This is a genomic window from Ignavibacteria bacterium (assembly GCA_025612375.1).
In the GTDB taxonomy this organism is placed as follows: Bacteria; Bacteroidota; Ignavibacteria; order Ignavibacteriales; family SURF-24; genus JAAXKN01.
In genome coordinates, this window is record JAAXKN010000081.1 from 1 (window position 1) to 5,551 (window position 5,551).

The window sequence follows — 5,551 nt, forward strand, 5'->3', positions numbered from 1 at the left end:
AGAAATAATCCTGCTAAATCATTACTCTAAGCCTCATCGAAGCTTGTCGTGCTCTTGCGCCCCTGCGTGAGCATATCCCGGAGCCATTGGGGGCGGTTGTCAACCGAATCCCTATAATAAGCTGGCATCCACTTGTGGCAGCGGATCATTAAAGCCCTTGCCATAACCCTGTCATCAAAACACTTAACGCCGGGGTCTGTATCCTTATTCTGCGCCTGCATCTGCCCTTTGGCATTACGTACAAAGGTTAAACATTCCCCCCAGAACTCTTTTTCGTTGTCCTCAAACAACGCCTCTCTTATGTACTCATTTAGGTCGTTGACCATCATCGGCTTTGTTTGCGGTGTGGTTTTGGTGCCCAAATCCATTTTATCCACTTCAAAGCCCTTGCTGAAGTCCTGACGGTAATACTGGTGAACGCCCAACTTATAGGCGCTTGTAATTGTCGTTAAGCCGTGGTTGTTCATTTCATTGTTGAAATACACTTCCCCCTTTAAGAATAGCTGAATCTTGTGCTCTTCTTCTGCCAATATGTCCGGATCTGTGTGACCATGCCAAACCAGGCAAACTTTCATTGTTCTGCGGTCAAGTATGGGAATGTCCGAAAAGTCGCCTTGCTCCAAACCTTCAGCAACGTCGCCGCCAGCCGCAAAGACATAATGCTCTGTTTCGTGTACCTTTATTGCCTCAAGCTGCTTTATGTAGCCTTTCGGGTTATCCTCCCAGACTACATTTACAGGCTTGCCGTTTGCGTCATAGACATAGTTTAGGTTCCCTTGTCTTATCGGTTTCTTGCCATCTTTTTCTAACCTCTCAGCCCGGGCAAAGTTAGCGCTGCAAATAGTTGTATTAAATACAGGCCGTCCCGATGCAACAAACGCCTCTTGCCAGGTAGTCGGGTATTCCTGCCAAAACTGCTTTACGTCCCTATTACAGAGGTTATCAATAGCCCATCTGCGCCAATTAAGCTGCTCTAAGGTTGCCCCGTGGTCCTCAATCAAACTGCGCTCTTCACCCTCGAAATCGTTATAGAAGGGAGAAATGCCTATAGACTTCCTGAAGTCCTCTTTTTGCTCTATTGTGTCGAAAGGTCTGGAATAAGGCGGGAATTCTAACCAACTAACAAAGAACGGGATAAACTCACTGTCGCCATTAACAGCATCCACCCACATATTGCGGAAAAAGTTAAACCCGTTCGCTGTTGTCTCTAAAAAAATAGCCTTTGCGTACTTACTTCCCTGAAAGAGTCCTAAAAGCGTTGTTTTGGGATCGGGATAGAAAGCTACCTCTGTTAAATGGAGATACTGGAATGTGTCAGAGCGCCCCACCTCTCCGCTTTGCGCTGTATCTACTTTGTTTTCGGAGCCAATTATATCATAGCTGATTTTCTTTTCGTTGCTGCGCCTTAATACAGGCTTTGGCTCCAACGGAAGATGCTTTAAGTACCGGTTATATATTTCAAAGAGGTTATTGCTTGCGTCTATTTTATGCCCCATAGTTAGGGCTTTCTGGTTGCGGCTGAAAAGGAGCTCGTGAAATAATATGGCCTGAACGAGCGTTGAGAATCCCAACTGGCGAGGCTTTAGGATTATAAACCTGACATCGCCTTTCTTTTTGGCTTCCTGGTATTTTATGTAAAAGCGCTTTTGAGCTACATTTAAGACAAAAGGAACGATATTTCCCTGTTCGTCTTTGATTTTTAGGCATTTCTCGGCAAAGAAAATAAAATCTTCCCTGCACCTTTTAAGAAAGGCTTTGGCTTTTTGTCTTTTTATTAAATCCGCCCTGAGATTGTCTGCCATATTGTTTCTATTGCGCCTGTCTTGTTACGGGTAAAGGATAGGTGTTTGCCGGGAGCTCCTGCGGGACTTTTATAATTTTCTTAACTTTCGCCCTGGCTGTTTTGATCGCCTGCAGATTTCCCCATTCAAGCTGCATTTTCTTAATGTTATTCTTATTCGCCTTTGTAAAATAATAGGGGTTAACGAAGTAATAACACTGATCGAGCTTCATAATTACATCTTGCTTCAGGAGATTATATATAGCAAGATCCACGACATTACGTGAACATTCCAAGAACTTAGCTATCTGATCCCGGATATAACTATCAAGATAAAGCCGGTTGTCCTTCTTATTCATCTGGATAATTACCATTCGCATGGCTGAATTTATGTTCAGGTTTGCCTTTGCCGTCGTTTTCATAAATTCCAAACAAAATACATCGGTCGAAAGGCGTTTTCTGTGCGGCTTAAACTCTTCATCCCGTACAATTTCGCTCGTTTCCGGGTCATAAATTGCCTGCCTTAATTTGCTTTTATTTTCCATAATCGGACTTTTTTCTATTCTTTCATTTTTGAAACCCGATTTTTCATTTTTGAAAGAACATCGTTTCATTTTTGAAAGATTGTATTTTTGTTAAAATGTTTCGTTTTTAGTTTATTTTTCCACAAAACAGGGCTATTTTTGCCCGTTTTTTCTTCGATACCCTGTTTAATATAGTTACGTATCTATTTTTAGTCATTTTCTTTTGTGCTTTTTTCCTCTTTTTCAAGGTCCAGAATGTAATCTTCTAAGGTTAAATTGCCCTTAATATTTACGTTATCGCTAAACATACCCAGGTGACGGCCCAAGTCAACAACGGAGCTCTTTTTATCAACCAGTTTTATTTTAATGCCGTCTTTCGTTTGCTGAATTTCCTGTATGCAATCCACAATTTCAGATGGGAGGTTATGGAGGTCTTTTAAGTAAATGCCGCCGTTCTTAATTTCAAAGTAATCGGTTATCTTAGCCTCGGAGAACCTTTTAAGTTTCGTTTTTACCCAGGTAACAGAAACCTCAACCTCTTCGGTGGCTTTTTTCTCTTTAGCTTCGATATATTCAGATACCTTAGTATCTTTTAGTAACTTAGAAGCATTAACATCGGCAGTGGAATCCTTAATTTGCGCCCCATAAACAGCCTTGTAAGCCTTTCTCGCGTTACGTTGTGGGTCTTTTAAATACAGGTCCGCAAACTTCTTATGCTTTCCTGAAAGTTTATTCTTGTCCATTTTACATCAAAGTTTTATTTCTATTCGCCGCCAATAAACAAAACAAAAACGAAAAATGTAAAATCATTACTTTTTACAAAAAATATTTTAAATTATTTTCTGCGTTTTTCGCTTAAATTCGCAGGAAATGAAAAAATCTTAAAAATATTTTTCAAAAACACTTGACAATGGAAATATTCCTTTTTAATTTCCCTATAGAAAGTTAATCGAACTCTGAGAGAATAAATTTTTAACAATTAACTTTAAGAGGTGGAAAGATGGAACAGATTAAAAAGACAGGGAACTATAAAACAGTAAGACCGAGCCAGGCAAAAAGCTTTATGAGTGCATCCGCAGCGTTGGAGGATATGGGCTATGTCGAATATTTATGCCCTGAACCAATGGTATTCGAGAAAGACGGGAAACTCTGGCAATTTGTAAGTATGCACCATTTTAACACCCTTATTTATTCTATTAAGCTTCGCCGCGTAAATAGTCTTGTAACGATACCGGAGAAAAAATATTATTTCGTGGGTGTGGGGACCACAAGGTTTGGTGCAAATGCCACAGACGAAATTTATAAGGTGCATATTGCGGAAGGGACAAGCGAAAAAGACCTGTATCTAAATAAGTTAATTGAGTGGAGCAAATTTGATACCCTTAAAGAAGCGCAAGCAGAGGCTAATAGGCTTAGAAAACATTACGACATAGAAGATTAAAACAACAAAGCCCGTCCGGTGCGGCAACACCAAAACGGGCTATAAAGGAGCTAACACAAAGTTAGCCCTTAAAATTACATAAAATCTTATTAAAGTAAAAGGAGCTGCACAATGGGAATGTTGACAACGGTATCGAGAATGAATTACGCCACCGGCAACTTAGATCCGGTTGAATCTACAGATTTACAAGTCGGTCAGGTTATCTGGCTAAACGGCTACGGTCAGGAAAGATTTGGGCATGAGAGATTAGCAATTTATAAAATTACCGTTTCCGATTGGGATAAAAGAAAACAATACCATACGGTAAATTTAACAAACTTTAATACTGCGGTACACGCCGAATATTCAGTAAGGCACGAAAGCAAGATATTCGGCATAGGCCTTTACTACACAACAGGAGATATTGCAACCCAGGAAGAAATCGCTTTTGCACTTACAAAAGCAGAAGAAAAAGCAAAAGCCAGAAAAGCAGCCGAAGAGAAAGCCGAGGAAGAGCGCAGAATTATAACCGCAAAAGGCAAAGAGATATTCGAGGCAAACAGGCCAGCAGATGCAAAAGCTGTTATTATAGCACAGCTGATGGCTGATGATTCTAATTCTATGGAAGATTATTACGGCGGGCACTCAACTAAAACCGTTATTCTGGCATTTTCAAAGCACGAAAGAGATCTCTTTCCCGAAATGAGGAAAGCGGCCCTAAATTGCGATATTCCGGAAATAAGAGCACTTGCAGATGCCCCGGCGAACTACGAGCATAGAGAAAAATGGAGTATGGGCGGCGGGTATTATCTGGCAGAGGGTAGATATTCGGGCTGGAAGATAACAAAGGCGGGGCGCACGCTGGATGCCGAGGAATGGCATTATATAGCAGGGCAGGAGAACGGATTTTATGCTTTTAAGAAACAGGCTGCCGTGGCTCCTGTAGAAGAATCTGAACCTTGCGGTGAAATAGCCACAAGGCGCAACGAAGAGCATAATGGTATTGAGATCATATTTCCGGGCAAACCGAGCGCAGCCGTATTGTCAGAGTTAAAGGAAAACGGCTGGCGTTGGAGTAAGTTTCAGGGTCTTTGGTACAACAGGTATTCAGAGGATAATTGGGAATTCGCACAGCATATTAACGAATTATTATAATTTTATTACTGGAGGTTTGAAATGTCAAAGATATTTGGTTCCAAAGAAGAAGCCGACGCATATAATAAATATGTGGTCGTTGAAGTTTATGGAGTGGGTGGCGTTAGTACAAAGAGTTTTCGCACCCGCGGGGCTGCCGAGACTTACAATCAAGATAAGCTCAATCAGACAGGGCAAATTATGACCCGCAGACAGTTTAACGAGTACAAGAAAAACAATCCAGAATATTTCAAATAAGCAACAACGAGGGATGAAATGCCAAATATTAAACAATCCCGCTTCGTTTCCACGGTAGAAGCGGGCAAGATGTTAAACGTATCAAGGCAGCAGGTAAATCTTTACTGCCGCTTGGGCAAGTACAAGACCGCCGAGAACGTGGGCGGCACTTGGATTATCGAACGAAAGGAAATTGAAGAACTGGCGAATAAGCCAAATAAACAGAAGCCCTCTAAGTGAGGGCTTTTCTTTTACATCAAAAAGGGAGATCGGAATTGTCGTCATTTGTCGGCAAATCCGCATTATTAGCCAACCCACCCGCAAAATTTTCATTCTGGCTTCCTCCGGTGCCCTCAGAGCTATTTTTTTCGGCATCTATAGGGATAATCTTCTCCGAAAGTATATCAGCGCTATAGCGCTTTATACCCTCTTTGTCCGTGTAATCCCTTTTGGTTA

7 protein-coding genes are annotated in these 5,551 nt (G+C 41.4%); 4 read left to right on the forward strand and 3 right to left on the reverse strand.

Going from position 1 to position 5,551, the window contains the following annotated elements; all coding sequences use genetic code 11:
• Positions 1–26: 26 nt before the first annotated feature.
• From HF312_21050 to HF312_21060, 3 genes are all read right to left on the reverse strand, one after another.
• Positions 27–1,802 carry a hypothetical protein gene (locus tag HF312_21050; GenBank protein MCU7522709.1) on the reverse strand — a complete coding sequence of 592 codons (1,776 nt, stop codon included), beginning with the start codon at positions 1,800–1,802 and terminating at the stop codon, positions 27–29.
• Between the two features lie 7 nt (positions 1,803–1,809).
• Positions 1,810–2,325 (reverse strand): hypothetical protein, encoded by a 516-nt coding sequence (locus HF312_21055; protein ID MCU7522710.1) that lies wholly within the window; start codon positions 2,323–2,325, stop codon positions 1,810–1,812.
• Between the two features lie 188 nt (positions 2,326–2,513).
• Positions 2,514–3,047 carry a terminase small subunit gene (locus tag HF312_21060; protein ID MCU7522711.1) on the reverse strand — a complete coding sequence of 178 codons (534 nt, stop codon included), beginning with the start codon at positions 3,045–3,047 and terminating at the stop codon, positions 2,514–2,516.
• Between the two features lie 257 nt (positions 3,048–3,304).
• Between HF312_21060 and HF312_21065 the strand changes: the two genes are divergently transcribed.
• The 4 genes from HF312_21065 to HF312_21080 all read left to right on the forward strand — a co-directional run bounded on the left by HF312_21065 (position 3,305) and on the right by HF312_21080 (position 5,335).
• Positions 3,305–3,745, forward strand: a complete 441-nt coding sequence (locus HF312_21065) for a hypothetical protein (protein MCU7522712.1) — start codon at positions 3,305–3,307, stop codon at positions 3,743–3,745.
• 111 nt (positions 3,746–3,856) lie between these two features.
• The gene (locus tag HF312_21070) at positions 3,857–4,879 is read left to right on the forward strand and encodes a hypothetical protein (GenBank protein ID MCU7522713.1); all 1,023 of its coding nucleotides are present in this window, start codon (positions 3,857–3,859) and stop codon (positions 4,877–4,879) included.
• Between the two features lie 21 nt (positions 4,880–4,900).
• Positions 4,901–5,116: a hypothetical protein gene (locus HF312_21075; GenBank protein MCU7522714.1), complete on the forward strand. Its 216-nt coding sequence runs from the start codon at positions 4,901–4,903 to the stop codon at positions 5,114–5,116.
• Between the two features lie 69 nt (positions 5,117–5,185).
• Positions 5,186–5,335, forward strand: coding sequence for a hypothetical protein (locus HF312_21080; GenBank protein ID MCU7522715.1), 150 nt, complete (start codon positions 5,186–5,188; stop codon positions 5,333–5,335).
• The last annotated feature ends 216 nt before the right edge of the window (positions 5,336–5,551 follow it).